The organism is Streptomyces sp. NPDC005483 (assembly GCF_040606035.1).
Taxonomy (GTDB): domain Bacteria; phylum Actinomycetota; class Actinomycetes; order Streptomycetales; family Streptomycetaceae; genus Streptomyces.
Genome location: NZ_JBEXEA010000053.1, coordinates 18,398 through 42,523, shown reverse-complemented (window position 1 = coordinate 42,523; position 24,126 = coordinate 18,398). Strand labels below are relative to the sequence as shown.

20 protein-coding genes and 3 pseudogenes are annotated in these 24,126 nt (G+C 68.9%); 11 read left to right on the top strand and 12 right to left on the bottom strand.

The window, feature by feature from the left end:
* From ABZT06_RS46140 to ABZT06_RS46130, 3 genes are all read right to left on the bottom strand, one after another.
* Positions 1-650: sugar ABC transporter permease (locus ABZT06_RS46140; RefSeq protein ID WP_355754926.1), on the bottom strand; the 650-nt coding region annotated here is incomplete at its 3' end.
* Positions 651-675: 25 nt separating this feature from the next.
* Positions 676-1,920, bottom strand: a complete 1,245-nt coding sequence (locus ABZT06_RS46135) for an extracellular solute-binding protein (protein WP_355754923.1) — start codon at positions 1,918-1,920, stop codon at positions 676-678.
* A 169-nt stretch (positions 1,921-2,089) separates the two neighbouring features.
* Positions 2,090-3,145: a LacI family DNA-binding transcriptional regulator gene (locus ABZT06_RS46130; RefSeq protein ID WP_355754921.1), complete on the bottom strand. Its 1,056-nt coding sequence runs from the start codon at positions 3,143-3,145 to the stop codon at positions 2,090-2,092.
* Positions 3,146-3,736: 591 nt separating this feature from the next.
* Here ABZT06_RS46130 and ABZT06_RS46125 point away from each other — a divergent pair.
* Positions 3,737-4,339: an AbfB domain-containing protein gene (locus ABZT06_RS46125; RefSeq protein ID WP_355754918.1), complete on the top strand. Its 603-nt coding sequence runs from the start codon at positions 3,737-3,739 to the stop codon at positions 4,337-4,339.
* Between the two features lie 96 nt (positions 4,340-4,435).
* Positions 4,436-6,310, top strand: a complete 1,875-nt coding sequence (locus ABZT06_RS46120) for an RICIN domain-containing protein (RefSeq protein WP_355754916.1) — start codon at positions 4,436-4,438, stop codon at positions 6,308-6,310.
* A gap of 141 nt (positions 6,311-6,451) precedes the next feature.
* On the opposite strand, the pseudogene ABZT06_RS46115 reads toward ABZT06_RS46120, so the two are convergent.
* Positions 6,452-7,797, bottom strand: a pseudogene (locus ABZT06_RS46115) (IS630 family transposase).
* 42 nt (positions 7,798-7,839) lie between these two features.
* Between ABZT06_RS46115 and ABZT06_RS46110 the strand changes: the two are divergent.
* Positions 7,840-8,745: pseudogene (locus ABZT06_RS46110) on the top strand (IS982 family transposase).
* A gap of 17 nt (positions 8,746-8,762) precedes the next feature.
* Here ABZT06_RS46110 and ABZT06_RS46105 read toward each other — a convergent pair.
* Both ABZT06_RS46105 and ABZT06_RS46100 read right to left on the bottom strand, forming a co-directional pair.
* Positions 8,763-9,107, bottom strand: a complete 345-nt coding sequence (locus tag ABZT06_RS46105) for a DoxX family protein (RefSeq protein ID WP_355754913.1) — start codon at positions 9,105-9,107, stop codon at positions 8,763-8,765.
* A gap of 323 nt (positions 9,108-9,430) precedes the next feature.
* On the bottom strand, positions 9,431-10,378 hold the full coding sequence (locus tag ABZT06_RS46100) for a zinc-binding alcohol dehydrogenase family protein (RefSeq protein WP_355754911.1): 948 nt from the start codon (positions 10,376-10,378) through the stop codon (positions 9,431-9,433).
* A 637-nt stretch (positions 10,379-11,015) separates the two neighbouring features.
* Between ABZT06_RS46100 and ABZT06_RS46095 the strand changes: the two genes are divergently transcribed.
* On the top strand, positions 11,016-11,678 hold the full coding sequence (locus ABZT06_RS46095; protein ID WP_355754909.1) for a TetR/AcrR family transcriptional regulator: 663 nt from the start codon (positions 11,016-11,018) through the stop codon (positions 11,676-11,678).
* A gap of 578 nt (positions 11,679-12,256) precedes the next feature.
* On the opposite strand, the gene ABZT06_RS46090 is transcribed toward ABZT06_RS46095, so the two are convergent.
* Together ABZT06_RS46090 and ABZT06_RS46085 are read right to left on the bottom strand one after the other, a co-directional pair.
* Positions 12,257-12,898, bottom strand: coding sequence for a polysaccharide deacetylase family protein (locus tag ABZT06_RS46090; protein ID WP_355754906.1), 642 nt, complete (start codon positions 12,896-12,898; stop codon positions 12,257-12,259).
* Positions 12,895-13,560: a TetR/AcrR family transcriptional regulator gene (locus tag ABZT06_RS46085; protein ID WP_355754904.1), complete on the bottom strand. Its 666-nt coding sequence runs from the start codon at positions 13,558-13,560 to the stop codon at positions 12,895-12,897. Before ABZT06_RS46085 ends, ABZT06_RS46090 begins: the two co-directional genes overlap by 4 nt.
* 41 nt (positions 13,561-13,601) lie before the next feature.
* Here ABZT06_RS46085 and ABZT06_RS46080 point away from each other — a divergent pair, with 41 nt between their 5' ends.
* From ABZT06_RS46080 to ABZT06_RS46055, 6 genes are all read left to right on the top strand, one after another.
* Positions 13,602-14,534 carry an alpha/beta hydrolase gene (locus tag ABZT06_RS46080; protein WP_355754903.1) on the top strand — a complete coding sequence of 311 codons (933 nt, stop codon included), beginning with the start codon at positions 13,602-13,604 and terminating at the stop codon, positions 14,532-14,534.
* A gap of 16 nt (positions 14,535-14,550) precedes the next feature.
* Positions 14,551-15,237: a VOC family protein gene (locus tag ABZT06_RS46075; protein ID WP_355754900.1), complete on the top strand. Its 687-nt coding sequence runs from the start codon at positions 14,551-14,553 to the stop codon at positions 15,235-15,237.
* Positions 15,238-15,306: 69 nt separating this feature from the next.
* A complete protein-coding gene (locus tag ABZT06_RS46070) occupies positions 15,307-16,161 on the top strand; it encodes a fumarylacetoacetate hydrolase family protein (RefSeq protein ID WP_355754898.1) in 855 nt (284 codons plus the stop codon).
* Between the two features lie 59 nt (positions 16,162-16,220).
* Positions 16,221-16,574 carry a DoxX family protein gene (locus ABZT06_RS46065; RefSeq protein WP_355754895.1) on the top strand — a complete coding sequence of 118 codons (354 nt, stop codon included), beginning with the start codon at positions 16,221-16,223 and terminating at the stop codon, positions 16,572-16,574.
* Positions 16,575-16,913: 339 nt separating this feature from the next.
* A complete protein-coding gene (locus ABZT06_RS46060) occupies positions 16,914-17,861 on the top strand; it encodes an alpha/beta hydrolase (RefSeq protein WP_355754892.1) in 948 nt (315 codons plus the stop codon).
* A gap of 172 nt (positions 17,862-18,033) precedes the next feature.
* Positions 18,034-19,200, top strand: a complete 1,167-nt coding sequence (locus ABZT06_RS46055) for a lactate 2-monooxygenase (protein WP_355754889.1) — start codon at positions 18,034-18,036, stop codon at positions 19,198-19,200.
* A gap of 177 nt (positions 19,201-19,377) precedes the next feature.
* Here the strand turns inward: ABZT06_RS46055 and ABZT06_RS46050 are convergent, their stop codons facing one another.
* The gene (locus tag ABZT06_RS46050) at positions 19,378-19,593 is read right to left on the bottom strand and encodes a hypothetical protein (protein WP_355754887.1); all 216 of its coding nucleotides are present in this window, start codon (positions 19,591-19,593) and stop codon (positions 19,378-19,380) included.
* 205 nt (positions 19,594-19,798) lie between these two features.
* Here ABZT06_RS46050 and ABZT06_RS46045 point away from each other — a divergent pair, with 205 nt between their 5' ends.
* Positions 19,799-20,059: a hypothetical protein gene (locus ABZT06_RS46045; RefSeq protein ID WP_355754885.1), complete on the top strand. Its 261-nt coding sequence runs from the start codon at positions 19,799-19,801 to the stop codon at positions 20,057-20,059.
* Positions 20,060-20,171: 112 nt separating this feature from the next.
* Here the strand turns inward: ABZT06_RS46045 and ABZT06_RS46040 are convergent.
* The 3 genes and pseudogenes from ABZT06_RS46040 to ABZT06_RS46030 all read right to left on the bottom strand — a co-directional run.
* Positions 20,172-20,414: pseudogene (locus ABZT06_RS46040) on the bottom strand (winged helix-turn-helix domain-containing protein); the annotation flags it as partial.
* A 130-nt stretch (positions 20,415-20,544) separates the two neighbouring features.
* On the bottom strand, positions 20,545-22,539 hold the full coding sequence (locus tag ABZT06_RS46035; RefSeq protein ID WP_355754883.1) for an acetoacetate--CoA ligase: 1,995 nt from the start codon (positions 22,537-22,539) through the stop codon (positions 20,545-20,547).
* Complete coding sequence (locus ABZT06_RS46030; protein ID WP_355754880.1) at positions 22,536-24,119, bottom strand: bifunctional 3-(3-hydroxy-phenyl)propionate/3-hydroxycinnamic acid hydroxylase; 1,584 nt, start codon at positions 24,117-24,119, stop codon at positions 22,536-22,538. The genes ABZT06_RS46035 and ABZT06_RS46030 overlap by 4 nt, the downstream gene beginning before the upstream one ends.
* Positions 24,120-24,126: the final 7 nt, after the last annotated feature.

Genomic DNA, 24,126 nt, shown 5'->3' with positions numbered 1-24,126 from the left:
GGAATGGACTGCAGGCCGCTGTAGAGGACGACCAGGTTGAAGGGGACGCCGATCCAGATGTTCGCGATGATCACCGAGGCGAGCGACCAGGACGGTGAAGTCAGCCAGTTCACCGGGCCGATCCCCACCGCGTGCAGGACGGCGTTGACGATGCCCGAGTCACTGTTGAGCATCCACGACCAGGTCGAGGCCGACACGATCAGCGGCAGCAGCCACGGCACCAGGAACAGGGCGCGCAGGGTGGCGGAGAGCCGGAAGTTCTGGTGGAAGAAGACCGCCAGCGCCAGACCGATCGCATACTGGAAGACCAGGCACACGGCGGTGAAGACGGCGGTGTGCAGCAGCGCCGGCGCGAAGGTCGGGTCGTCGAAGACCTTCCGGTAGTTCGCCAGCCCCGTGAACGGCGCGTCGCCCCGCACGAAGGAGCGCACGGTGTAGTTGCGCAGGCTCAAGTCCAGGTTGCGGTACAGGGGATAGGCGTAGAACAGGACGAGGTAAAGGGTGACCGGGGCGAGGAATGCCCAGGCGGTCCACTGCGGGGAAACAGGCCGGCGCCGTCTGCGGCTGCCCCGCCGGGCCGGGGCGGCCGAGGCCGCCCCGTTCCGGGCGGGCGCGGACCGGAGGTCCGGCAGCTGTGTCGAGTGCGTCATCTGTACGATCCGGACAATCCTGGGGTTACTTGACAGCGGACTGGGCCGCCGACAGCGCGTCCTTGGCCGACTTCGAGCCACTCAAGGCCGACTGCACGGCCTTCCACATCTGCTCGGAGATCTTGGGGTACTTGGTGCCCAGGTCGTCACTGGTGCGTCCCTTGGCCGCCTTGACCGCCTCGATCCACGGCGTCAGCTCCGGGTTGGCCGCCTTCTCCTTGGCCTGGATGGTGCTGGTGGGCGCCACGTAGGACAGCGTTTTGTCGGTGAAGTTCAGGTTCTCGTCGCCGGTCAGGCAGGAGACCAGCTTCTGCGAGGTGGTGTAGCGGCCGGTGTCGTCCTGGACCGGCACGGTGACGAACTCGCCGCCGGTGGGGGCGGAGGCGTTGCCTCCTGCGGCGGCGGGTATGGGCAGGACGCCGTAGTCGAGGCCGCCCTTGTCGGCGGCTGCGAGCTGCCAGGTGCCGTTCTCCGCGAACGCGTAGTCGCCGCTCGCGAACTCCTGCCAGCTGGTGGTCTGGGTGTTGTTGATCACCGAGTTGGGCGCGTAGCCCTTGTCCAGCCAGTTCTTCCACAGCGACAGCGCCGAGACGCCCTGAGGCGAGTCGAGCTCGGTCAGCTTCGCACCCGAGCCCCAGAACCAGGGCAGGAACTGGAAGCTGCCCTCCTCCGTGCCGATCGCCGAGAACGTGATGCCCTTCTTCCCCGCCTGCTTGACCTTGGCGAGCGCCGCAGTCAGCGACTTCCAGTCCTTGACGGAGGCGATGTCCACGCCGGCGGCCTTCAGGACCTTCTTGTTGTAGTACAGCGCGAGGGTGTTGGCACCGATCGGCGTGCCGTACGTCTTGCCGCCCGACTGACCGGCCGCGAGCAGGTTGGGGTCCACCTTCGAGGTGTCGATCTTGTTGTCGTCGGTAGTGGTGAGCACTCCCGCCTCCGCCAGCGTCGACACCACGGGGTTGTCGACGATCAGCACGTCCGGGGAGTTGCCCTGCTGCGCCGCGAGCAGAGCCTTGTTCGTGAGGTCACTGGTGTCGAAAGCAGTCCGCTTGATCTTCACGCCGGCGCCCTTGCCGCAGGTGTCCAGCACCTGGGCCCAGGCCGAGGTCTTGTCGAACTGCGGGTAGGGGTCCCAGATGGTGTACGTCTTGCTGTCCGCACCCTTCGCCGAGGAACTGCCGGAACTCGACGAACAGGCAGTGGCGCCGGTGGTGACGGCGACCACGGTCAGGACTGCGGCGGTGAGATGCCGTCTGGCGGATCGGTTCATGGCGTCTTCCTCACGGGTTGTGGCACAGGTGTGCCCTGGGATCGGCACAGGTGTGCCCTGGGAGAGGTGTTCGGGAGCTGCCGGGCTCGCCGGACCCGGGCGGACAGCCCGGGCCGGGTTGAGGAGCCGGGCTGGTATTGGGTGCAGAGAGTGAGGGGGCGGGCGACGGTCAGGGATTTGTGGGGACGTCGAAGTCCGCAGCGGGGTCGTTGGGCCTTGCACCGACGGGTGCGGTGCTCGCTCGCAAGGAGATCGGCGGTGCGAGCAGGTGGTGCCGGGGCGGTGCGTCGGGGTCGTCGAGCCGCTCGACCAACAGATCGACTGCGAGGCGGCCCATCTGTTCCGCCGGCACGTCCGCGGCGGTGAGCTGCGGGGTCACCGTCTCCGCCCATCGGCCGGCCACCACCCCGGTGACGGAGAAGTCGCGCGGCACATGACGACCGGCCTGGGCCAGGCCGCGGTAGAGACCGCCGAGCGCGGCCTCGTTCAGGGTGACCAGGGCCGTGGTGGCCGGGTCGTCGTGCAGGATCCGCTCCAGACAGGCGAGGCCCGAGGCGGCGTCGTCCCCGCAGCAGTACGTCCGGACGGTGAGCCCGCGTTCTGCCGCGGCTTTGGTGAAGCCGTCCAGACCTCGGTGGGCCGACTCGTAGCCGGCCCGCAGGAGTTGTTCGGGCCGGTTGACGAAGGCGACTCGGCGGTGGCCGAGGTCCGCGAGGTGGTGCACGCAGGCCGCCGCCAGCGCCGTGTGATCCAGTCCCACCCACCAGCTGCCCTCCGGGTGGGCGGTGCGGCCGATGGCGACCGAGGGGAAGCCGACCGCGGTGAGGTGGTCGAGCCGGTCGTCCTCGAGCCGGATCTCCATCAGGATCGCGCCGTCGACCCGCCGCTCCCCCAGCAGCCGCTGGAACGAGCGGTCGCTGTCCACCCCGCTGGGAGAGAGCAGCACGTCGTAGTCGTATGCCGCGGCGGCCTCGGTAACGCTGCCGATGAAGTCCAGCTGCATGCCGGTGTAGTGGTTCCCGGCCGGCGGGAAGACCAGACCGATGGTGTTGGTCCGGCCATTGGCCAGGGCCCGCGCACTCGCATTGGGCTGGTAGCCCAACTCGTCGATGACCCGCTGGACCTTGTCGCGGGTCTCCTCGGACACGGGACGCTTCCCGCTCAGGGCGTACGACACGGTGCTCCGCGAGACACCGGCCCTCTTGGCGATCTCACCGATGTTCACGGGAACTCCTTCCTGAGAGATGTCGAACCGATTCGATGACACCAGAGAAAGGTATTGGCTGGATCCCGAGTATCGAACCGGTTCGCGTGAAGTGAAGGTAGGAGGGGGCCGGACGGGTGTCAATGCCCCATGCGAAACTTTTCGTAACGCCTCGGAAACCTCGCATGCGGGGACGCAAGGCGCAGTTCGCCCAGCTGGTGTCCTTCTCACCGACAGACCAGGTACCGGATTCGGCAGGGAGACAGCCTGCTCCCATCCGGGCGGCCAACCGTTCGGGAGCTGAGCAACCCTCGTCAAGTCTATTGATGGCCAGGTTTCTCGGTGCTAGCTTCCCTCGAACCGATTCGATGACCATCGAGGAGCCATGACCACGATCGCGGCGACAACACATCCCCCCTGGCGCAGTGCACGGATCTTGAGGGTCCTTCTCTGTGCCACGCAACCTCATCGGGCCTAGTGCGTCGAGCACGTCGTCACGGTGGGCGGCCCGTATCGAGCCACCTGACCCCGCACCGACCAGCCACCGAACTGCCCGCCTGCCGTACACCACCGTCCTGACGGCTCCTGGCGCGGCACGATCCGGCGCCCGCAATGATCCTGTTCGCGGACGGACCGCGGCCGCGACGGTCACCACCGTCTCGCGGACGAGCTCGGTATTCGATTCCGCCTGTTCCCGTCTTCCCCGCGTGCAGCAGTCTCATCGGAAGACTCCCCACGGCTTCGCGAAGCACTTCAACGCCGTCACGGCAAGGAGTCTGCGCGACCGCGCCCGCACCAAGACCACTGCCGACCACCTGCTCCTGGCCGAAGCGATGCCCCCCGACAGCACATCGCGCCCGGCCTCCCCTACCCGCACCGGCCGATGAGCCGCCCTCGGCACACCCCCAGACGGCCACACCCATCCGGGAATCCCGCCATGCACTCAGCCCCCGGCCTTCCCGACCGGACGCACGAGCAGACCCGCCCGCGCCAAATCCCGCCCGCGCACGACGCTGCACACCCCGCTTCAGTGTTTTCGCCAAGGACGCCACCTTCTGCACCCGCCCAGGATGGGGCTCGGTGAGGTTCGAGTTGTACGACTTCCCTGGCCGCTACATCCGTCACCGCAACTACGACCTCTGCCTGGACCCGTACGAAGCGACCGGTCTCTTCCACCAGGACAACTCCTCCCAGCCGGTCTCGCCCTGGGTCTGACCCCAGGCAGGCACCCGCGCCGCCGGTACGGCGGCTCCCCCCAGACCGCCCGAACCTCCCAGGGCTCGGGCCCCACCCACCCTCCCGGAGATCAACATGCCCATGCTCGCCACCCTCACCACCCACAGACGCCAGGGCCGGCCCGGCTTTGCAGGAGGCCGCCGCCTGCACCGGAGCACCACTCTTGCCGCGCTGTTCGCTTCGGTCGCGGCCGTCGTCGTGCTGCCCGGCACAACGGCCCACGCCGCCGACACCAGCGTCACCGTCGACTTCTCCACCGCCGGAAGTGCCCCCACCTACCGGGCCTCCGGCACCATCTACGGGATGACACCGGACGGTTCCCTGCCGCAGGACCACTTCTACAAGGACATCAAGTGGAAGTTCATGCGGGCCGGCGGCGCACAGCTCAACAGCGGCGGCTACGCCACAAGCCTCGCCGACTACCAGACCCGCTGGAACGCAACCCTGGCCCAGTACAAGCGGACCGCCGCCCTCGGCGGCACCTTCGTCCTCCTGCCCCATGACCTGTGGGGCGCCGACGGCACCACCAGCCAGGGCTGGCCCGGCGACAACGGCGACTGGACACAGTTCGACAACTTCATCACCCAGCTCATCAGCGACGTCAAAGCCAACAACATGACCGTCGACTGGGACCTGTGGAACGAACCCGACGGCAGCAACTTCTGGGGCCGGACGCAGACCCAGTACCTGCAGATGTGGTCGCGGTTCTACGCCCGCGTGCGGTCCGCCTTCCCCAACCAGCTGATCGTGGGCCCCAGCATCTCCAAGACACCGAGTTCCTCCAACACCTGGTGGACCGCCTACCTGGCCTACGTCAAGGCGAACAACGTCGCTCCCGACATCTACAGCTGGCACGACCTGCCCGGCGACCCGGTCGCCGACGCCTCCGCCGCAGACTCCACCCTCGCCGCCGCGGGCCTGACCAACACCCGCCCGTACCAGATCAACGAGTACGCCCTCCCCGGCGAACAGACCCCGGGCACCGGCGGCTGGTACATCTCACGTCTCGAGCGCGCGGGCATCGACGGGCTGCGCGCCAACTGGGCCGGCGGCACGAATCTGCACGACTACGAGGCCGCCCTCCTCACCAGGAACAGCGCCGGCCAGTACCTGCCGCTCGGCGAGTGGTTCACATACCGCTACTACGGCTCACAGACCGGCAGCGTCGTCAAGGTCACCCCTGGCACCAACACCGACGGCTTCGCCACGAAGGACAACACCGCAGGCAACGCCAAGATCCTGCTCGGCAGCAACGGCAACACCGGCACCGTCACCGTCAGCCTCACCGGCCTCAACACCACCTCGGTCGTGCAGAACGGACAGGTCCGCGCCGTCGTCCAGCGCAACCCCTACGACAACGGCAACGCCGTCAGCGGACCCACCACTGTCTCCGACACCACGCTGACGGTCAGCGGCAACGCCGCCTCCCTCACCGTCCCGTGGACGAACGCCAAGGACGCCTACACCGTCACCCTGCTCCCCCCGTCCAACACCACCATCTCCACGATCGCCATCAGCCCGAACAGCCGCCATTGCCTTGACGACACCAACCTGTCCACGGCCAACGGCACGCAGTACCAGCAGTACTACTGCGAGGGCGGCTACCAGCAGATGTTCGACTTCAAGCCGGTCGCCGGCCTGACGAACACCTACACCGTCGTCAACGAGCTGAGCGGCAAGTGCCTCGACGTCTCCGGCTTCTCCACCGCCGACGGCGCCGCCGTCCAGCAGTGGACCTGCACCGGCGGCACCAACCAGGAGTTCACCCTCAACCCCGTCGCCACCGGCAGCCATGACTACCAGCTGGTCGCCGTCCACAGCGGCAAGTGCGTCGACGTCTCCAACGTCTCCACCACAGCACGCGCCCTGATCCACCAATGGACCTGCGACCCCGCGAGCGCCCTCACCACCAAGCAGAACCAGATCTGGACCCTCCTCGGCAAGAGCTGACCTGCTCCCCTACCTCACAGGGCTCCCGGGCACAGGCCGGGAGCCCCCCATGATTTGCGGTCTCCCTGTCCCGGGGCGGCTCAGCAGCCGAACTCCCGGGCCCTCCGCAATCCCTAGTGTCCTGCGCCTGAAATCACGGGCTTAAATATGTCGCTGGTTATCGCTGGCTGGAGGAGTGACTTTGGCGAGGTAGTCGGCGAGCGAGTTGAGGATCTCGTCGGCGGTCTTGGTCCAGGTGAAGGGCCTGGGGTTCTCGTTCCACGAGTCGATCCAGGCTCTGATGTCGTCCTCCAGCGCCTTTACCGAGGTGTGGACGCCGCGGCGGATGAGCTTGTCGGTCAGCAGGCCGAACCATCGCTCGACCTGGTTGATCCAGGACGAGCCGGTCGGAGTGAAGTGGACATGGAAGCGGGGGTGCTTGCCGAGCCAGGTCTTGATCTCGGGGGTGTTGTGGGTGGCGTAGTTGTCACACACCAGGTGCACATCGAGCCCGGCGGGAACCCTCTTGTCTATCGTGACCAGGAACCCTTGAACTCGACGGCCCGGTGACGGCGGTGCAGTTCGCCGATGACCGTGCCGTCGGCGATGTTGAACGCGGCGAACAGACTGGTAATGCCGTGCCGCAGGTAGTCGTGGGTACGCCGCTCGGGCATGCCCGGCATCATCGGCAGCACCGGCTGCGAGCGGTCCAGCGCCTGGATCTGGCTCTTCTCGTCCACGCACAGCACCACCGCCTTCTCTGGCGGGTGGTGATACAGGCCGACGACGTCGACGACCTTCGCGACGAACTGCGGATCGGTGGAGAGTTTGAAGGCATCCTGCAGGTGTGGCTTGAGGTCGAACCGCTTCCAGATCCGCCCGATGGTCGACTTCGACAGCCCGGTGCGCTCGGCCATGGAAGCCCGCGACCAGTGCGTGTCCTTACCCGGGGTCGATTCCAGCGTCGCCACGACAACATCCTCGACCTGGTCGAGCAGGATCGAGGGCGGCCTGCCGGGCCGCGGCTCATCGGTCAGCCCGTCAAGCCGCCGCTCGACGAACCGGGCCCGCCAGCGGCTCACCGACTGCTCGCGCACCCCGAGTTCGGCCGCCACCTGCTTATTCGTCCTGCCTTCCGCGCACCGCAGCACGATCCTCGCCCGCAGAGCCAGGAACTGAGCGGTCTTGGCGCGCCTGGCCCAACGCGTCAGCTGAGCCCGCTCCTCATCACTGAGCACCAGCTCCGACTTGCGCCGGCCCGGCCGCGGCTCATCCGCCAGTCCGGCCATCCGCCGGGCAGCAAACCGCGACCGCCACTTCCTCACCGTGTCCGCGGTGACCTTCAACTCCGCTGCCACACGCGTATTCGGCTGCCCGTCCGCGCACGCCAAAACGATGCGGGCCCGCTCGACAAGACGGGGCGCCACCGCCCCGCTCGCCCAGCGCACCAACTCGGCGCGCTCCTCATCGGACAGCACAACTTCGACGGCACGCGGACCCCGAGACATGAAAACAGGCTACAGATTTAAGCCCGTGATTTCAGGCGCAGGATACTAGACATCCTCGCGGCCGCACTCTACGCGACGACGGATGACCTGCTGAAGGAGCATCCCGGCCTGGCGCCTCGGCGTCCGCAGGTCGGGATCGCTCCCCGCCTGAGCGATGCCGAACTGGTCACCCTTGCGATGATGCAGGCCGTGCTCGGCTTCACCTCCGAGGCCAGGTGGCTCCGCCACGCCCGCGCCCACCTGCGACACCTCTTTCCCTACCTGCCGCAGCAGCCTGGCTACAACAAGCGGCTACGCAAAGCCGCCGACCACATGCGCCGGATCACCCGCATCCTGGTCGTCAGCACCTCGATATGGAGCGACGACGCATGGGTCGTGGGCTCCACCCCCGTCGAGTGCGGACGGTCCCGGGAGACCGTCAAACGCTCCGACATGGCCGGATGGGCCCAACACGGCTACTGCGCCAGCCACAGCCGCTTCTTCTGGGGCCTGCGCCTGCACCTGGTGCGTACCCTCCACGGCCTACCCATCGCCTTCGCCCTGACCGGAGCGAAAGCCGCCGAACGCGAAACCCTCCTTGACCTCCTCGCCGCCGAACGCGACCTCCTCCACAGCCGCCCCGGACAGACGCTGATCGATGACAAGAACTACTTCGGCTGGGCCTTCGAACATGAACTCGCCGAGCACGGCGTCAAGTTGCTCAGGCCAGCCCGCAAAGGCGAACGCGAGCGGCCAGGAGCCCACCTGTTCTAACCCCTGCGACAGGTCATCGAGTCGATCAACGAAACGTTCAAGGGCCAGCTCGACCTCGAACTGCACCGCGGCCGCACACCCGGCGACGTCATCGCACGCATCATGCAACGCATACTCGCGCTGACCGCCGCAATCTGGCACAACGACGCCACCGGACAAACCGTCCTACGATCACTGATCGCCTACGATCACTGACTGCTTGGAATAGATCACTAGGCGAACAGAACCGCGAGATAGGCGGCGACCAGCGCCGCGCAGACCATCGCGGGCGCCAGTTTCGCCACCCCGTCGCCCTGGCGGAGGTGCACGACCACCGCTCCGGCGAGTAGCAGCAACAGACCGGTGCCGGCGAGGCCCCCGAGCAGCGGTACGGCCGGGCCGAGCGCCACGCCGACGGCGCCCGCCAGCTGCAGCACTCCGATGCGGCGGTAGGCCGTGACAGAGAACCCCGTCTCCGCGGCCTTCTCGCGCATCATCGGCAACGCCAGCGCTCCGGCCAGCCCCAGTACCGAGAAGACCAAGGCCAGGAGACAGGTGAGCACGATGGAACGGATCATGAGGCTGTCCCGGGGTCTTGGACTTCGGTGGCGGGCGGGCATGGCAGCGGCTGGTCCGGTTCCGGCCAGCGGTGGGCAGGTCGGATTCGTCGGGCGTGGTTGCGCGCGTCGCCCTGCGGGTCGCGGGGCAGCATCGGTCAGGTAGGTCCGGCACTCGCCACGAGGACCCCGGTGCGGTCGTTCATTCCGGCCAGGTCAGTGATGTCACAGACGCTCGACCAGCCACGTGCCGGGGCGGCGTCGCCCGCAGGTTCGACAAGTCCGGCGAGGTCGGCCGGTCGGAGAGTCAGGCCCCCGGGCGATGCCATGGTCGAGTGCCACCGTCAGCCGGCGATCAGAACCGGGCGGGGGCCTGCGGTGGCCGCCCACGCCTCGCTGATCCGGGAGAGCGGGTAGGCCTGGGCGTCGACCTCCACCTTGCCGTCGGTGATGAGTTGTACGTAGACGCCGACCTCGGCGAAGTACCGGCGCATGTCGACGGAGCCGATACCGCTGCCGCGGAGACGGAAGGGGCGGCTGCGCAGCAGCGAAGCCGGCACGGCGGCCTGTTCGCTGATGACGGAGCCGATCTCCACGTAACTGGTGGCACCGTTGCCGGGAACGTCCGCCAGTGCCTGGAACGCGGACTCGGCCGCGCCGCCCCACAGGAAGTCCAGGACGAGATCGGGCGACTTGCCGTCGAGGGCCGCACCGATGGCCGCCGCGTCCGCGTCCTTGTCGCCGGTGATCTCGACGGTCTCGGCACCGAGTCCGGCCACGCGCTTGAGGTCGTCGACACCGCGGCCCACGCCGATCACGCGCCGTACGCCGAGGGCTCGGGCGTTCTGGACCGCGAGACCGCCGGCCGCGCCGGTCACCCCGATGATCATCACGGTGTCCGGGGTGCCGTGCTCGTCCTTGTGGGTGATGAGCGGCATCCAGGACGACATGCCCGGGTTGATGCCCGCCGCGACGGCGACGGGGTCGGCGCCGTCCGGAAGCGGGAGGGTCAGGGCGACCGCCATCCGCTCGGCGTACGTGCCCCAGGGGGCCTCGATCTCTCCGGTGTACACCAGCGTGCCGTCGGCGGTGCGGGCCACCGCGTCCACGCCGGGCACGAGCGGGTACTGCCCGGTGCTGCTGTAGTGCTTGCCTGACGCCTTGTGGCGCACGATGGGGTGGATCGCCGAGGCGACCAGGTCGACGATCTGCAGGCCCGGACCGGCTTGGGGCTCGGGAAAGTCCAGGTACTCGGGGGCCGCGCCTGCCGTCGTCACCACTGCTGCTTTCATCACTGCTCTCCTTGGGCTGGGGGAATCCCACTGCGGTCCCACATCACTCCAGGCTGGAACCGGACGCCGAAGACCGGCGTCAGATGCCGAAGCAGTGCGACGACCACCTTACGGATACACTGTAGCCATAAAAACGGAAGCGTGGCTACTCGACCGATCCGCAGGAGGGAGAGTCCGCAACGGGACCGCCAGAGAGTTTGACGAGACCCGGGCCCCTGGCGTCAACAGCGCGTCCAGCACGGCAGCCCAGACGCCCTTGCCGTCACAGCCCGCCACCCACACCCCCTCGCGAGCACCGATCCACAGGACGCTCTCGTCGAAGTCGACCTCGGTCACGGGCAGCCCGGACAGAGCGATGACCCAGCTGCACCGAGGACACTCCCGCCGTGCTTCACCCCGCCCCAAAGCGATCACTCACCCGCCGATGCGACAAGGCCCAGGCGTCGGATCGGAGCCCCCAACGACAAAACGGATACACTGACACCGTAATTCTACTTTTCCTGACGCTTCGCATGTCAGGACGGCGACTGACAGGGGGTTCCGTTTCATGGCTTCCGAGGCACCGCCTGTTCCCGGCAGTCCTGCCTGGTGGGCGACGCGGGCACCCGCTCCCGCGTACCGTCGCGGACGTCCCCCGTTGGACATCGACCGGATCGTCGACACGGCCCTGCGGCTCATCGACGAAGTCGGGGTGCAGGCGCTGACCCTGCGGATGCTCGCCGAAGCCCTGGAGTCGGGCACGGCCACGCTTTACCGCCACCTCAGAAGCAAGGACGAACTCCTCGTCCTCGTGGCCGACAGAATCCTGGGCGATGTACGCGTCCCGTCCGAGCAGATGGATGGCCTGTCCTGGCGGGAAGCCGCGACCGTTGCCGCGCACTCACTTTACGAATCCCTCCACAGGCACCCCGATGCGCTGCCCCTGCTGGCGACCCAGGTGCACGTCGGCCCCAACGGCCTTCGCGTCAAGGAACGACTCATACGACTGCTCCTGAGCCACGGATTCACCGTCGGCCTCGCCGCCCGCACCTACACCGTATTGGGGCACTACGTGATCGGCCTGGCCATCCAGCAGCACGGACCCGGAACCCCACGCCCCGAAGACCAGGCGCACTTGCGCGATTTCTACCGTTCCCTGGACCCGGCCGCCTACCCGGCCACGTCGGCCGCGGCCGACGACCTGACCTCCGTACCCCTGCACGAGGAGTTCCGGTTCGGCCTGGACCTGCTCCTCCACGGCCTCGAGCAGGCCAGACGCACACGGTCCGAGGTACCCGCAGCAGAGTCAAGCCGCTGCTGACCCAAACTCGTCATCATGGATGCTGGATCGGACGGCCTGGCGGACGCCGAAAGAGAGCCAGGCCTTTACGGTCCCAGCGGGTTCACACAGGAGCCGGGCTCGCGGGCGGTCGGGCTTGCCATGGCGTTCAAACTCATCGAGTCAGCGGAAGCCCGCCGGTCTCTCGACGGATTCCGGTTGCCGGTGCACGAGACGACGCCCGCTCCCGCCGCACGGCGGCCTGTCGAAAGGAGCGCAACCGTGAGCCGTCGACCTCGTGGGCATACCGTCGCGCGACACTGGCGCGCACTGTCAACCCAATTCGACGCACGCCGCAGGAGCCACACCCGAAACTGCCGATGTCGTCCGTAGGTCCTCGGCCCACTCAAGGGCCCAGGCCACACCGGCTCGGTTCGGTTCGGCGGGCAGAGCATGACGAACAGCACTTCGGCGGCCAAGCCCAGGGAAGGTGCCCGAGACAGCGAGGTAAGCGCTCGAACCACGGGCCGTACTCGCCGGTGGTCGGCAGGTACAAGACCTACCGGTCCAGACCTCACCCCGAGGGCATGAGACACACTGATCACGACCCGATACGCGCGCTAGCAGGGCAGCAGGTGTCCGACCGAATGTTCCAGACGCCCCCGGTGCAGCGGGACGCAATCGGGCGGGAACTCCTGGACGATGTCGGCGTCGAGCGCCCGTAGTCCGGCGAGCAAGCGGGGCAGATGATCCATGGCCCCGGTGGGCAGGTCGTGGAGCACCACAAGGCTCCAGTCCCGGGTGGCGACGTCCGCCAGACAGCGCTCGGTCCAGCCGTCGGGGTCGTCCCAGTCGTGCGGGACGCTGTTCCACAACACGGTGGTGAACGCGTTCTGTTGGAGGTAGGCCACAGCCGCCGGGCTGAGGAGCCTGCGGTCCAGGACGCCGCCTCCACCATAGGGGCGGAACAGCCGGTCGGGGTGGGCGAGTTCGCCGATCAGGCGTTGAGCTTCGCCGATCTCCCGCTCCGGGACACGTGGGTCGTCCGCGTCGCCGAACTGCACTGTGTGGGTCAGTGTGTGGTTGCCGATCCAGTGCCCCTCCGCTGCAGCGCGCTCGGCGACGGCGCGGTTTTCGGGCTGCTTCAGGTTCTCGCCGACTACGAAGAAGGTGCTGCGTATCCGGTGCTGGGCGAGGACGTCCAGCACGTGGGCGGTGACGGGGGCGGTGGGGCCGTTGTCAAAGGTCAGGGTGACTTTCATGCGGGGTCCCCTGGCTGAGGGCGGTGCTGCAGTCCGGCCAGGATCAGGTCCGCGACGACGGTGGCGTGCTCGGCGATGGCCTGCGGGTCGAGGGGGTCGCCGGGGTCGATGCGGCGGGAGAGGCCGATGAGGCTGAAGGGGGCACTGGCGCCATGCGCGATGAGGAAGTGCAGGGTGCGCTTCGGCACCGGGGCGATGACGCCTTCGTCCATCAGTTTGAGTAGTGGCGTGCTGACAGCAGTGAGCGTCGGCTCGATGTGACGGTCGTAGAGGTAGTCGAGGCGGGGGGTGTCGGCGACGCCTTCGACGGTGAGCAGCCGCAGGATCTCGGGGCGGTTTGCATGGATGTGGATGAAGCGCCGGATGACACGACGGAACTGCTCCAGGGGCCCTCCGGTGGTGTCGTCAAGTTCCGGCAGGAGCCCGGCGGTGATGCTGCTGAAGGCATGGTCGACGGCGGCGTACCAGAGCTGTTCCTTTGAGCCGAACCGCTGGTGGATGAGGTTGTGGCTGACGCCGAGCTGTCGATTCAGAGCGGCAACGGACGCTCCGTCGTAGCCCTTGTCGGCGAACATCCGCAGGGCTGCGTCCAGGATCTGATCGAGGGTGGCGGGGGCCAGTTCCGCCGGGGGGCGTCCGGCTCGGGAAGTCGGGGTGCTCATGGGGGCAGCTTACCGCGATGTTGACACACATCAATTTAAAGTTGACACTCATCCATATCGACGTGAAGTTGACGCTCGTCAACATCGATGCGGTCGGCAATGGAGCCGCCGCAGAGGAGGCCGCGATGAAGCGCGAAGAACACGTGGTGGGCGAGACGTTCGTCTACCGGTTCGCTCAGCCAGGAGCCGAAGCGGATCATGTGCTGCTGGTGCAGCACGGAACCGGGGGCCACGGCGGCATCTACGACACCTTCGGCGCCCACTACGCGGGGCTCGGAGCCGAGGTGTGGTGCATGGATGCCCCCAGTCACGGCCGCTCCCGCACCACCCGGCCCGCCGGGCGCTTCACCCTGGAGGAATGGGTGACGGCGGCCGTCGAGGTCGGCGACCACATCGCCGCCGAGACCGGACTGCCGGTGTTCATCAAGGGCTCGTCCCTCGGGGCTGCGGCCGCCTACTGCGCCTACGCGGCCTCGGACACCTTCGCCGGCGCCGTGCTGATGGGGTACGCGATTCCCTCGTCACCGTTCGTCCCCGCCGACAATCCCTTCCGCAGCGCGGCGTTCGAGCAGCTGGTTGCCCGGTTCGGCGACGCGCTGCAGTTCGACATCGCCCGCTTCACGGACTTCGACACCGACTACGGCTACGCCGGCGCGGAGCGGCAGAAGCGTCAGGACGCGCTGAACACCTGGTCGTACGACTTGGCGTCGTTCGGCTCGATCATGCGCTACGACCCGGTCGTTCCGCTGGCGGCCAACGCCAAGCCGATCCTGTTCACCGTCGGGGAGAAGGACCCGCTCTTCCCGCCCGAGGTCGTCCGCATGGTCGTCGACGCCACCTCCGGCCCGGTGGAGCTGTACGTGCAGCCCGGCGGCGGGCACCAGCTGATGCTCTTCCACACCGCCGAATACGCCGGCGTGGTCAGCGACTGGTGCCGCAAGAAGCTGCCCGCCACGGCCGTCTCCGCGCCGTGATCACAAAGGAGTAATCATGACCGTCCACCCGCGCGGGGTGAATCACCTCGCCATAGCGACCCGCGACATCAAGGCTCAGATCGACTTCTTCACCGATGTCCTGGGCTGCCAGCTCAAGGCGCTGTACTGGATGCACGGCACCGAGGGCGCCTGGCACGGCTTCCTGGAGCTGAACCCCGCCTCCTACGTGGCCTTCGTCCACCACCCCGACAACCCCGAGAAGCCCGACTTCGGCGTCACCCATGCCGGCACCCCGACCGATGCCGTCACCGCGGGGGCCATGCAGCACGTCGCCCTCCACGTGGACGGCGTCGATGAACTGCTCACCCTGCGTGACCGGATCCGCAGCCGGGGCATCATGGTGATGGGCCCGGTCGACCACGGCTTCTGCCAGTCGATCTATTTCGGCGGCCCCGAGGGACTCGTCCTCGAACTCACGGCCGGTGAAGCGATCGACGACCGGGCCTGGATCGATCCTGAGGTCGTCGGTCTGGTCGGCATCGACGACGCCGAACTCGCCCGCTATCGCGATCCGGCCGACTACCAGCGCCCCGCCGAGGCAGTCCCGCAGCCCGCGCTGGATCGCGCCAAGCCGCACCTAAACTTCCCCGACGACATATACCAGATGCTCGCCACCGCCTCCGACGACGACATCCGGGCGTTGCTCAGCGACAGCGAGCCGCCGGTCAAGGTGAGCGACTGACCCGGCATCCACTATCAGTGGGGTCCGGGACCGCGCCGGTCGCGGGCCCCTCCCGAAGGGCCCCACCTCATGAAACTCGCCAACCTCGACGGCCGAGCCACCATCCTCACCCCGCAGGGCACCATCGACGTCGAGTCGGCGTCGGGCGGCCGTTTCCCGTCCCACCCGGATGCCGCCGTCACCCGCGTCGCCGAGATCCGGGACTGGCTCGCCACCGCTCGGCCTCCGGCCGACCCGAAGGCCACCCTCGCCGCGCTGGCGGCGGACCCCGCCCGGCTGGGTCCGCCGATCACCCGTCCCAGCCAGATCTTCGCGGTAGGCCTCAACTACCTCGACCACAGCGTCGAGACCGGCCTCATCGTGCCCGAGTCACCGCTGGTCTTCACCAAGTTCCCCTCCTCCCTGGCGGGCCCCGGCGCCGACATCCCGCTACCGGCCCCCACCTGCGACTGGGAGATCGAACTCGTCGTGGTCATCGGCGAAGGCGGCCGAGACATCCCCGAGTCCGCGGCCCTCGATCACATCGCCGGATTCTGCGTCGGCCAGGACATCTCCGAACGCGCCGCACAAATGGCGGGCGCCACCCCGCAGTTCAGCCTCGCCAAAAGCCACCGCGCGTTCACCCCGATCGGCCCCTGGCTGACCACACCCGACGAACTCGACGACCCGTACGACCTTCACCTCACCTGCACCCTCGACGGCGACACCGTCCAGTCCGGACGCACCCACGACATGATCTTCGACATCCCCACGCTGATCAGTCACCTGTCCGGCATCTGCGAACTGCGCCCTGCCGACCTCATCTTCACCGGCACCCCGGCAGGAGTCGGCTACTCCCGCACCCCACCTCGCTACCTCACCCCCGGCAGCGTGCTGAGCTCCACGATCGACGCTCTCGGCACGCTCACCAACACCTGCGTCTGACCACTGCTCCCCCGCTCCGCCGTCAACTGCGACGGCAGACACCACCCGAAGAGGCCGACATGTTCATCACCACCGTCGTACTGGCAGCACTGCTCGCCGTCGGGTTCGCCGCCGCCGCCATTCCCAAGATCCTCGCCAACGACGAAGCCGCCGCCAACGCGCAACACGTCGGCTTCTCCGTAGGGGCCTTCCGGATCATCGGCCTGCTCGAAATCGCGGGTGCGGCCGGTGTGCTCATCGGACTCCTCTGGGCGCCCCTCGGCGTGGCGGCCGCCGCGGGCCTGTTCCTCGTTTCCATCGGCGGGCTGGCCTCGCACCTGCGCGTCAAGGACCGGCCCAAGGCTGCCGCGCCGGTGGTCCTGTTCGGTGTGCTGGCCGTATCCGTCCTGCTACTCCGCCTGGCCACGGCCTGAGGAAGCACCGCCCGCAGTGACAAGGTCGGCGTACACGATGGCGCGGCGACTGTTCCTCCCCGCGCAACTGAGATTCATCCGTACGCCGACGGGCCAGGGTCCGCGGGGCGACCAGGGGCCGCAACACGGTGATGTCATCGGTCTTCGCGTCTGCCTCGCGCCGAGTCAGGACCAGGCCGACACGACGAGCAGGCGGACCTGCATGCGGTGCCGCGGTGTACGGGCCCCCGCCCACCCGTCCCGCGCGACCCGGCCGCTTGATGGTGACGGCGGCTTTGTTCCAGAAAGCGACGCGCCATAACGGGAGCCGGATGCCGGGCGCCGACAGAAGGATGCCCAATGAACCGCAGGATGCTGAACCCGCAGTTGCGCCGCCGGGCTGCGCTCATTCCCCCGTTGCCGCTCAAGGGAGACCGGGGGCGCCGCGTGGTCCGCGCGCTGATCCGCCGGTGGGGGCCAGGCAGACCGGTCGAGGGTGTCGCTCGCACGACGGTCGGCGACGGCCTGGGGCTGCACGTGTACACCCCCGACGGCGGCGGTTCGGGGGCCACGTTGCTCTGGATTCACGGCGGCGGGTTGATCATCGGCGACGCCTTGCAGGACAACGCCTTCTGTGCGCTGACGGCGCGCGAGCTGGGTATCGTCGTCGTCTCGGTGGACTACCGTCTCGCACCTGAGCACCCGTTCCCCGCGGCCCTCGATGACAATTTCGCCGCCTGGCAGTGGCTGCAGCGGTCGGCCGAGACCCTGGGTATCGACCCCGGTCGCATCGCCGTCGGCGGGGTGAGCGCGGGTGGCGGACTGGCCGCCTGCCTGGCGCAGCGGCTGCACGACTCCGGCGGTGTGCAGCCGGCCGCGCAATGGCTGTTCTGCCCCATGCTCGACGACCGCACCGCCGCGCGCCGCGAGCTCGACCGGCTGCGACACCGAGTGTGGAACAACTCAATGAACAGGATCGGATGGCATGCCTACCTCGGCGGTGAGTCCGGTGGCCCGCAGACCCCCAAGTACGCGGTCGCGGCCCGCCGCACTGACCTGCTCGATCTGCCGCCCGCCTGGATCGGGGTGGGCGACATCGACCTGTTCGCCGACGAGGACCGCGACTACGCCCGCCGTCTGCAGGACGCCGGCGTCCACTGCACCCTTGAGCTCGTCCCCGGTGCCCCCCACGGCTTCGAGACCTGGGCCGCCCACACACCACTCGCCCGTGGCTACCTTGAGCGCGCCCGCGCCTGGCTCGGCGAGCGGCTGACCGAGCCGACCTCGCCCATCCCGGGCGGGCCGTAGTCACCCGTAGGCAAACGCACGGTGGGGTTTTGGCGGTCGAAGCGTCATCCTGCATAAGCGTTCGCCCAGTGCGAGATTCCTGCGTTCCAAGGGCCACCACCTGCCAGTTTCGCACTCTGGCTGTCATCGACGCCGTACCTCTGCGGCGTACGTAACCGGAAAGGCACAAGGCATGAGCCAGCCGTTCGGCTCCTATCAGAACGAGATCTACTTCGACGGGCTGAGCGGCGTCGTGCCGCGTTTCCCGATGACCTTCGCGGAGTTGGAGTCCAGGGCGCAGTCCGCCCTGCCGCCCTCGGTGTGGTCGTACGTCGCGGGTGGCGCGGGCGATGAGCGCACCCAGCGGGCCAATTTGACGGCCTTCGACCGCTGGGGGCTGGTCCCCCGGATGTTCGTCGGAGCCACCGAGCGCGATCTGTCCGTCGAGCTGTTCGGCATGACACTGCCCTCACCGGTGTTCATGGCCCCGATCGGCGTCATCGGCCTGTGCTCCCAGGACGGCCACGGCGACCTGGCCACCGCGCGAGCTGCCGCCCGCACCAAGGTGCCGATGATCGCCTCCACGCTCTCCGTCGACCCGATGGAGAAGGTCGCAGCCGAACTCGGCGACACCGCGGGCTTCTTCCAGCTCTACACCCCCACCGACCGCGAACTCGCCGCCAGCCTCGTCCACCGCGCCGAACAGGCGGGCTACAAGGGCATTGTGGTCACCCTGGACACCTGGATCACCGGCTGGCGCCCCCACGACCTGGCCACCTCCAACTTCCCCCAACTACGGGGCCACTGCCTGGCCAACTACACCAGCGATCCCGTCTTCCGGGCCCGGCTGGCACGCACCCCTGAAGAGGACCCGCAGGCCGCGGTCCTTCTCTGGACCCAGCTCTTCGGCAACCCCCTCACCTGGAACGACCTGCCCTGGCTGCGCTCGCTGACCGACCTCCCGCTGATCATCAAGGGCGTCTGCCACCCCGAGGACGTCCGTCGCGCCAAAGACGCCGGCGTGGACGGCATCTACTGCTCCAACCACGGTGGCCGCCAGGCCAACGGCGGCCTTCCCGCCCTCGACACCCTCCCCGCCGTCGTGGACGCTGCCGACGGCCTCCCGGTCCTCTTCGACTCCGGAATCCGCAGCGGTGCCGACATCGTCAAGGCCCTCGCCCTGGGCGCCTCCGCCGTCGGCATCGGCCGCCCCTACACCTACGGCCTGGCCCTCGGCGGCCCCGACGGCATCGTCCACGTCCTGCGCTCGCTCCTCGCCGAAGCGGACCTCATCATGGCCGTCGACGGCTACCCCACCCTCGCCGACCTCACCCCCGACACCCTCCGCCGCGTCACCTGAGCGACACCGGCGTTCGGCGCCAAACCGGTCGGTGCCCGCCTTCAAGCTGCCTGCGGCGGAGCCTCGTCGAGGCGACGAGGCTCGGTGACTGGTTAAGCCGTTGTTCCGTGTGAAGCACGAGGGCCGCACCCGGAGTGGGTACGGCCCTTGCGATGACGGGAATTCCCGGTCGCTACGTCACTGGTGGTGCGGTGACGTCAGGTAGTGCTGCCGAAGGAGTTCCTTCCCGTAGTCGTTGCCGTTGGGCGTCCGGATGACGGAGTGCACGTGCATCTGGGTCGCGGCGCTGCCCTGGGTGGCGCCGTACGCGCCCGCGAGCGGGCCGGGGCCTGGCAGTCGACCTCGACCCAGAGTCACGAAGGTGTCGTCGAGGTGCTTGCGGATCTCCGCCATCCGCGCCGTCGCGCCTGCCCGTGCTCGTCGGCCTGCCCATGGCAGGTCCAGGCGTACACGGGCCTGCCCGGCACCGAACTGACTGCCGTCCAGAAGAAGAAACTGCTCGGCATCGTCGAGGCGTTCGCCGGCCGCGCCAAGGCCGACGTCCCTCGCCGTCGATGGCGGTCACACGGTAGGTGCCCGAGCCGGGGACAGTCCGGGTGTGGAGGGATCCGTCCGTGGGGATGCCGTCCAGCGCGGCGACCTGGGCGGCAGTGAGAGGTTGTGGCACGGCGTCCTGGTCGACGAACTCGGCGGCGACGACATCGTCCTTGGCATCGAGGCGGGCGGCGATGGTGCCGGCCGGCTGCCCCCGCTCGTTGAGGAAGCCCAGATCCGTGTCGTCCCCCGTCCGGCGCTGGAGACCGCCCTGGCTGCGCTCGGCGGCGTCGCTGACCCGCTGGCCCAGGTTGCCCAGCAATAGGCGCGTTGGGCGTAGATGGTCGTGAGCGCCATCGCGGCACACACAACGGCGCGCGTGAGGCCGATGGACAGCAGCAGACGTGTGCGCAGGGAGCGCCCCGGCATCCGGGGTCTCATCTGTCCTCCCCGGCCGGCCTGATGGTGTAGCCCATCCTGCGCAGCGTACGGATCATCGGAGGACGGCCCTTGTCGATCTTCCTGCGCAGGTTGGAGTGGTACGCCTCCACGAGGTTTCCACTGGCATCGAAGGAACTGCTCCACACGAGGTCGAGGATCTGGGCCTTGCTCAGCACCTGGCGCGGGGGGCTCATCAGCAGCCGCAGCAGGTCGAGCTCCTTGGCGGTCAGTTCGATGGACGTCGATTTGATGCTATGCAGGTCAAGGCGGCAAGCCGCGTGCCCTGCGGAAGCGAGGGCCGGTACCGGCACGTTGCCTCCGCGACGCAGGGCTGAAACGCGGCCTGCTCCCGCGCGCTACGCCGGGCAGTCAGCCGCGCCGCCGCTCAAGACGCTCGGCCCCGAGGCGGGCGTAGAGATCGATCAGTTCGGGGCTGTCCACGGTGGCCGGATTGACGACCCGCTCGACGGCAGCACCTTGGAGCAGGCGCTTGACCGGCACCTCCAGCTTCTTGCCGGTGCGGGTGTGCGGGATCCCCGGCACCTCGATGACCTCGTCGGGGACATGGCGGGGTGAGGCGCCGGTACGGATCGCCTCGCGGATGCGGTCGCGCAGGGCGTCGTCCAGTTCCGTGCCGGCCGCGAGGACCACGAACAGGGGCATCCAGTAGCCGCCGTCAGGTTCCTCCGCACCGATGACGAGGGCCTCGGTGATCTCGGGGAGGCGTTCGACGACGTCGTGGATGTCTGCGCTGCCCAGGCGTACGCCGTTGCGGTTGAGGGTGGAGTCGGAACGGCCGTGGACGATCACCGAGCCGTGGGAGGTGAGGGTGATCCAGTCGCCGTGCCGCCAGACCCCGTCGTACGTGGAGAAGTAGGCGTCCCGGTAGCGGGCACCGTCGGGGTCGTTCCAGAAGTACAACGGCATGGACGGCATGGGCCGGGTGACGACCAGCTCGCCGACCTGGTCCACCACCGGAAAGCCCTCCTCGTCGTAAGCGGCGAGCGCGACACCCAGCAAGGGGGCGGACAGCTCGCCCGCCCACACCGGGAGCGTGGGTGCTCCGCCGGCGAAGCCGGAGACGACGTCCGTGCCGCCGCTGATGGACACGAGCTGGACCCGCTCGCCGACGTGCCGGCGGACCCAGGGGTGGGCGGAGGCCGGCAGTGCGGAGCCGGTGCAGCCGACGGCCCGGATCGCCGACAGGTCGTGGACGGAGGGGTCGATGCCGAATTTGGCCATGCCCAGCAGGTACTGGGGGCTGGTGCCGAAGAGGGTGACGCGGTGGCGGGCCGCCAGTTCCCAGAGAATGTCCGGCTGGGTGAGCAGGGCCGGGCTGCCGTCGTAGGTGCAGGTCGTGGCGCCGGTCAGGAGGGTGGAGACGACGAGGTTCCACATCATCCAGTGGGTGGTGGTGTACCACAGGAGGCGGTCGCCGGGGCCGAGGTCGGACTGGAGGGCGAGGGTCTTGAGGTGTTCGACGACGACGCCGCCGTGGCCGTGGACGATGCCCTTGGGCAGGCCGGTGGTGCCGGAGGAGAAGACGACCCACAGTGGGTGGTCGAACGGCACCGGCTTACAGGCGAGTTCTTCGGTACGCGTGGCGGCTTCCTCCCAAGGGAGGACCAGCGAAGGGTAGTTCGCCCTGAGGCCGGGCAGGCCGACGTGTTCGATCAGCACGGTCGCCTTCAACGTCGGCAGCGCGCGGGCGAGTTCGAGGGCGGCCTCGCGGCGGTCGTGGGTCGCGCCGCTGAAGAGGTAGCCGTCGGCGGCGATCAGGACGGTGGGCTCCAGCTGGCCGAACCGGTCGGCGGCCGCCTTGGGCGCGTAGTCCTGCCCGCACACCGACCACACGGCACCCAGGCTCGCGGCGGCCAGGAACGCGACGATGGCATGCGGGGTGTTGGGCAGGTACCCGACCACGCGATCGCCCTGTCCCACTCCGAGGTCGCGCAGGGTGGCGGCGACGGACGCGACCTGGGAACGCAACCGCCTGCCCGTCACCGCGTATCCGGAGCCGGTCTCGTCGAGGGCGACGATCGCCCGCTCGTCGTCGACGAGGTTGCGCAGGGCGTGGTGGGCGTAGTTGAGGGTGGCGCCGGGGAACCAGCGGGCGCCCGGCATGGTCTCCTCGGCCAGGACCCGCTCGTACGGGGTGTCGGCGTCGATACCGAAGTACTCCCACACCGCGCCCCAGAAGCCCTCCAGGTCGGTGACCGACCAGCGGTGCAGGGCCGCGTAGTCGCTGAGGTCGGCCTCGACGCCCCACTGCTCGGCGGCCCAGCGCCCGAAGTCCGCGATCCGGCTGCGCTCGGCGGACTCCGGGTCCGGGGTCCAGAACGGGTTGGCGTACGGGGTGGTCATGGAGCGGCTCTCCTCAACAGGGGTGCGGACGCGGGCTGTTCGACGGATCCGCGGCTGGTGCAGAGCAGGGGCGCCCAGGCCGCGGTCGCCGTGAAGGTGGCAGCACCGGACGGGATCACGTCCAGGACGACGCGGTCGGGGCGCAGCAGGACGGCGTCGGTACGGCCCTCGCGCAACCAGGCGGCGAGGGTTCCGTCGTCGCCGACGTCATGCACGTCGACGACCTGCGCGCCCAGGGCGTCGGTGAGTGCGCGCACGCCGAGCGACAGGGGTGTCGCGGTCAGTACGGCGAAGGAGTCGCCGAGGAGGTCGTCGAAGCGGACCCGTGGTCCGTCCCCGGTCGTCACCCGGGGCTGCGGGCAGTGGGTGCCCCCGAGCCGACCGCGCCGTACGAGCGGGCCGACGGGCAGCGGGCGGCCGAGATCCTGACTGACCCTGGCCGTCACGCCCGGTATGCGGCAGACCATGGCGACGGCGGCGCGGCGCAGTGCGGCGGCGCGGTCCTGGCCGCCGGTCATGGCCCAGCCGGTGGCGACCGCGAGGCGGATCACGCGCCGGGCGTGCGGCTTGCGTTCCCGCTCGTAGGTGTCCAGCAGTCGCTCGTCGCCGCCCTGCCGCAGGACTCGGGCAAGCTTCCAGCTCAGGTTGTAGGCGTCCCGCAGCCCCGAGCACAGGCCCTGACCGACGAACGGCGGGGTCAGATGCGCGGCGTCGCCGAGCAGGAAGACACGGCCGCGGCGCCAGCGGTCCGCGATGCGGGCCCGGAAGGTGTACTGGGCCTGCCGGATGACGTGGAAGTCGGCGACGCGGGAGATGTCCACCCACGGCAGGACCAGTTCGCGCAGCAGCGCGTCGTCGAGGACTTCCCCTTCTGCCAGCCGGAACTCCCAGCGGTAGCGGTCCTCGCCGATCCGCATGAAGGTGGCCGGACGGTGCGGGTCGCAGACCTGGTCGACGCCCTCCCAGCAGCGGACGGCGGCCTTCGTCGTCACGTCGATGACGGTCCAGGGCTCCTCGAAGCGCAGGTCCTCCCAGGCGGCGCCGATGGCGTCGCGGGTGAGACCGTTCGCGCCGTCACAGCCGAGGACGGCCGCGGCCCACACGTCGTGCTCACCCTCGTCGTCGCGGTAGGTGACCCGGACCGGACCGTTGACGGACTGCTCGACGCCCGTCACCTCCACGCCGCCGCGCAGCTCGCACTCGGGGCGGCGGGCCAGCGCCTCGCGCAGCAGCCGCTCCAGCTCGGGCTGGTCGAACATGCTGGTCTGCGGGAAGCCGTGGTGCCCCCGCACGGACCGCTGGAACTCGGCGATGACGCGGTGCCGGGCGTCCAGCAGCCTGAGACCGCGTGCCGGACGGGCGATGGCGGTGAACTCGTCGGCGACACCGGCGGCCTGGAGGATGCGGCGCACCTCGTCGTCGGTGGCCACGGCACGGGGCAGCGGATAGACGTCGTGGTGGCGTTCGAGGAGTACGGTCCTCACCCCGTGGCGGGCCAGCAGGAGGGCGGCGGTCACGCCCACCGGTCCGGCGCCGACGATCACCACGGGTACGTCTGCCGAGTCGGACTCGACGGTCATGTGCGGC

Bases quoted from the DNA above. Each gene is read 5' to 3' on its own strand.
- ABZT06_RS46135 (WP_355754923.1), bottom strand. From the start codon at position 1,920: ATGAACCGATCCGCCAGACGGCATCTCACCGCCGCAGTCCTGACCGTG.
- ABZT06_RS46125 (WP_355754918.1), top strand. From the start codon at position 3,737: ATGATCCTGTTCGCGGACGGACCGCGGCCGCGACGGTCACCACCGTCT.
- ABZT06_RS46120 (WP_355754916.1), top strand. From the start codon at position 4,436: ATGCCCATGCTCGCCACCCTCACCACCCACAGACGCCAGGGCCGGCCC.
- ABZT06_RS46105 (WP_355754913.1), bottom strand. From the start codon at position 9,107: ATGATCCGTTCCATCGTGCTCACCTGTCTCCTGGCCTTGGTCTTCTCG.
- ABZT06_RS46100 (WP_355754911.1), bottom strand. From the start codon at position 10,378: ATGAAAGCAGCAGTGGTGACGACGGCAGGCGCGGCCCCCGAGTACCTG.
- ABZT06_RS46090 (WP_355754906.1), bottom strand. From the start codon at position 12,898: ATGAAAGTCACCCTGACCTTTGACAACGGCCCCACCGCCCCCGTCACC.
- ABZT06_RS46085 (WP_355754904.1), bottom strand. From the start codon at position 13,560: ATGAGCACCCCGACTTCCCGAGCCGGACGCCCCCCGGCGGAACTGGCC.
- ABZT06_RS46075 (WP_355754900.1), top strand. From the start codon at position 14,551: ATGACCGTCCACCCGCGCGGGGTGAATCACCTCGCCATAGCGACCCGC.
- ABZT06_RS46070 (WP_355754898.1), top strand. From the start codon at position 15,307: ATGAAACTCGCCAACCTCGACGGCCGAGCCACCATCCTCACCCCGCAG.
- ABZT06_RS46065 (WP_355754895.1), top strand. From the start codon at position 16,221: ATGTTCATCACCACCGTCGTACTGGCAGCACTGCTCGCCGTCGGGTTC.
- ABZT06_RS46060 (WP_355754892.1), top strand. From the start codon at position 16,914: ATGAACCGCAGGATGCTGAACCCGCAGTTGCGCCGCCGGGCTGCGCTC.
- ABZT06_RS46055 (WP_355754889.1), top strand. From the start codon at position 18,034: ATGAGCCAGCCGTTCGGCTCCTATCAGAACGAGATCTACTTCGACGGG.
- ABZT06_RS46050 (WP_355754887.1), bottom strand. From the start codon at position 19,593: ATGGCGGAGATCCGCAAGCACCTCGACGACACCTTCGTGACTCTGGGT.
- ABZT06_RS46035 (WP_355754883.1), bottom strand. From the start codon at position 22,539: ATGACCACCCCGTACGCCAACCCGTTCTGGACCCCGGACCCGGAGTCC.
- ABZT06_RS46030 (WP_355754880.1), bottom strand. From the start codon at position 24,119: ATGACCGTCGAGTCCGACTCGGCAGACGTACCCGTGGTGATCGTCGGC.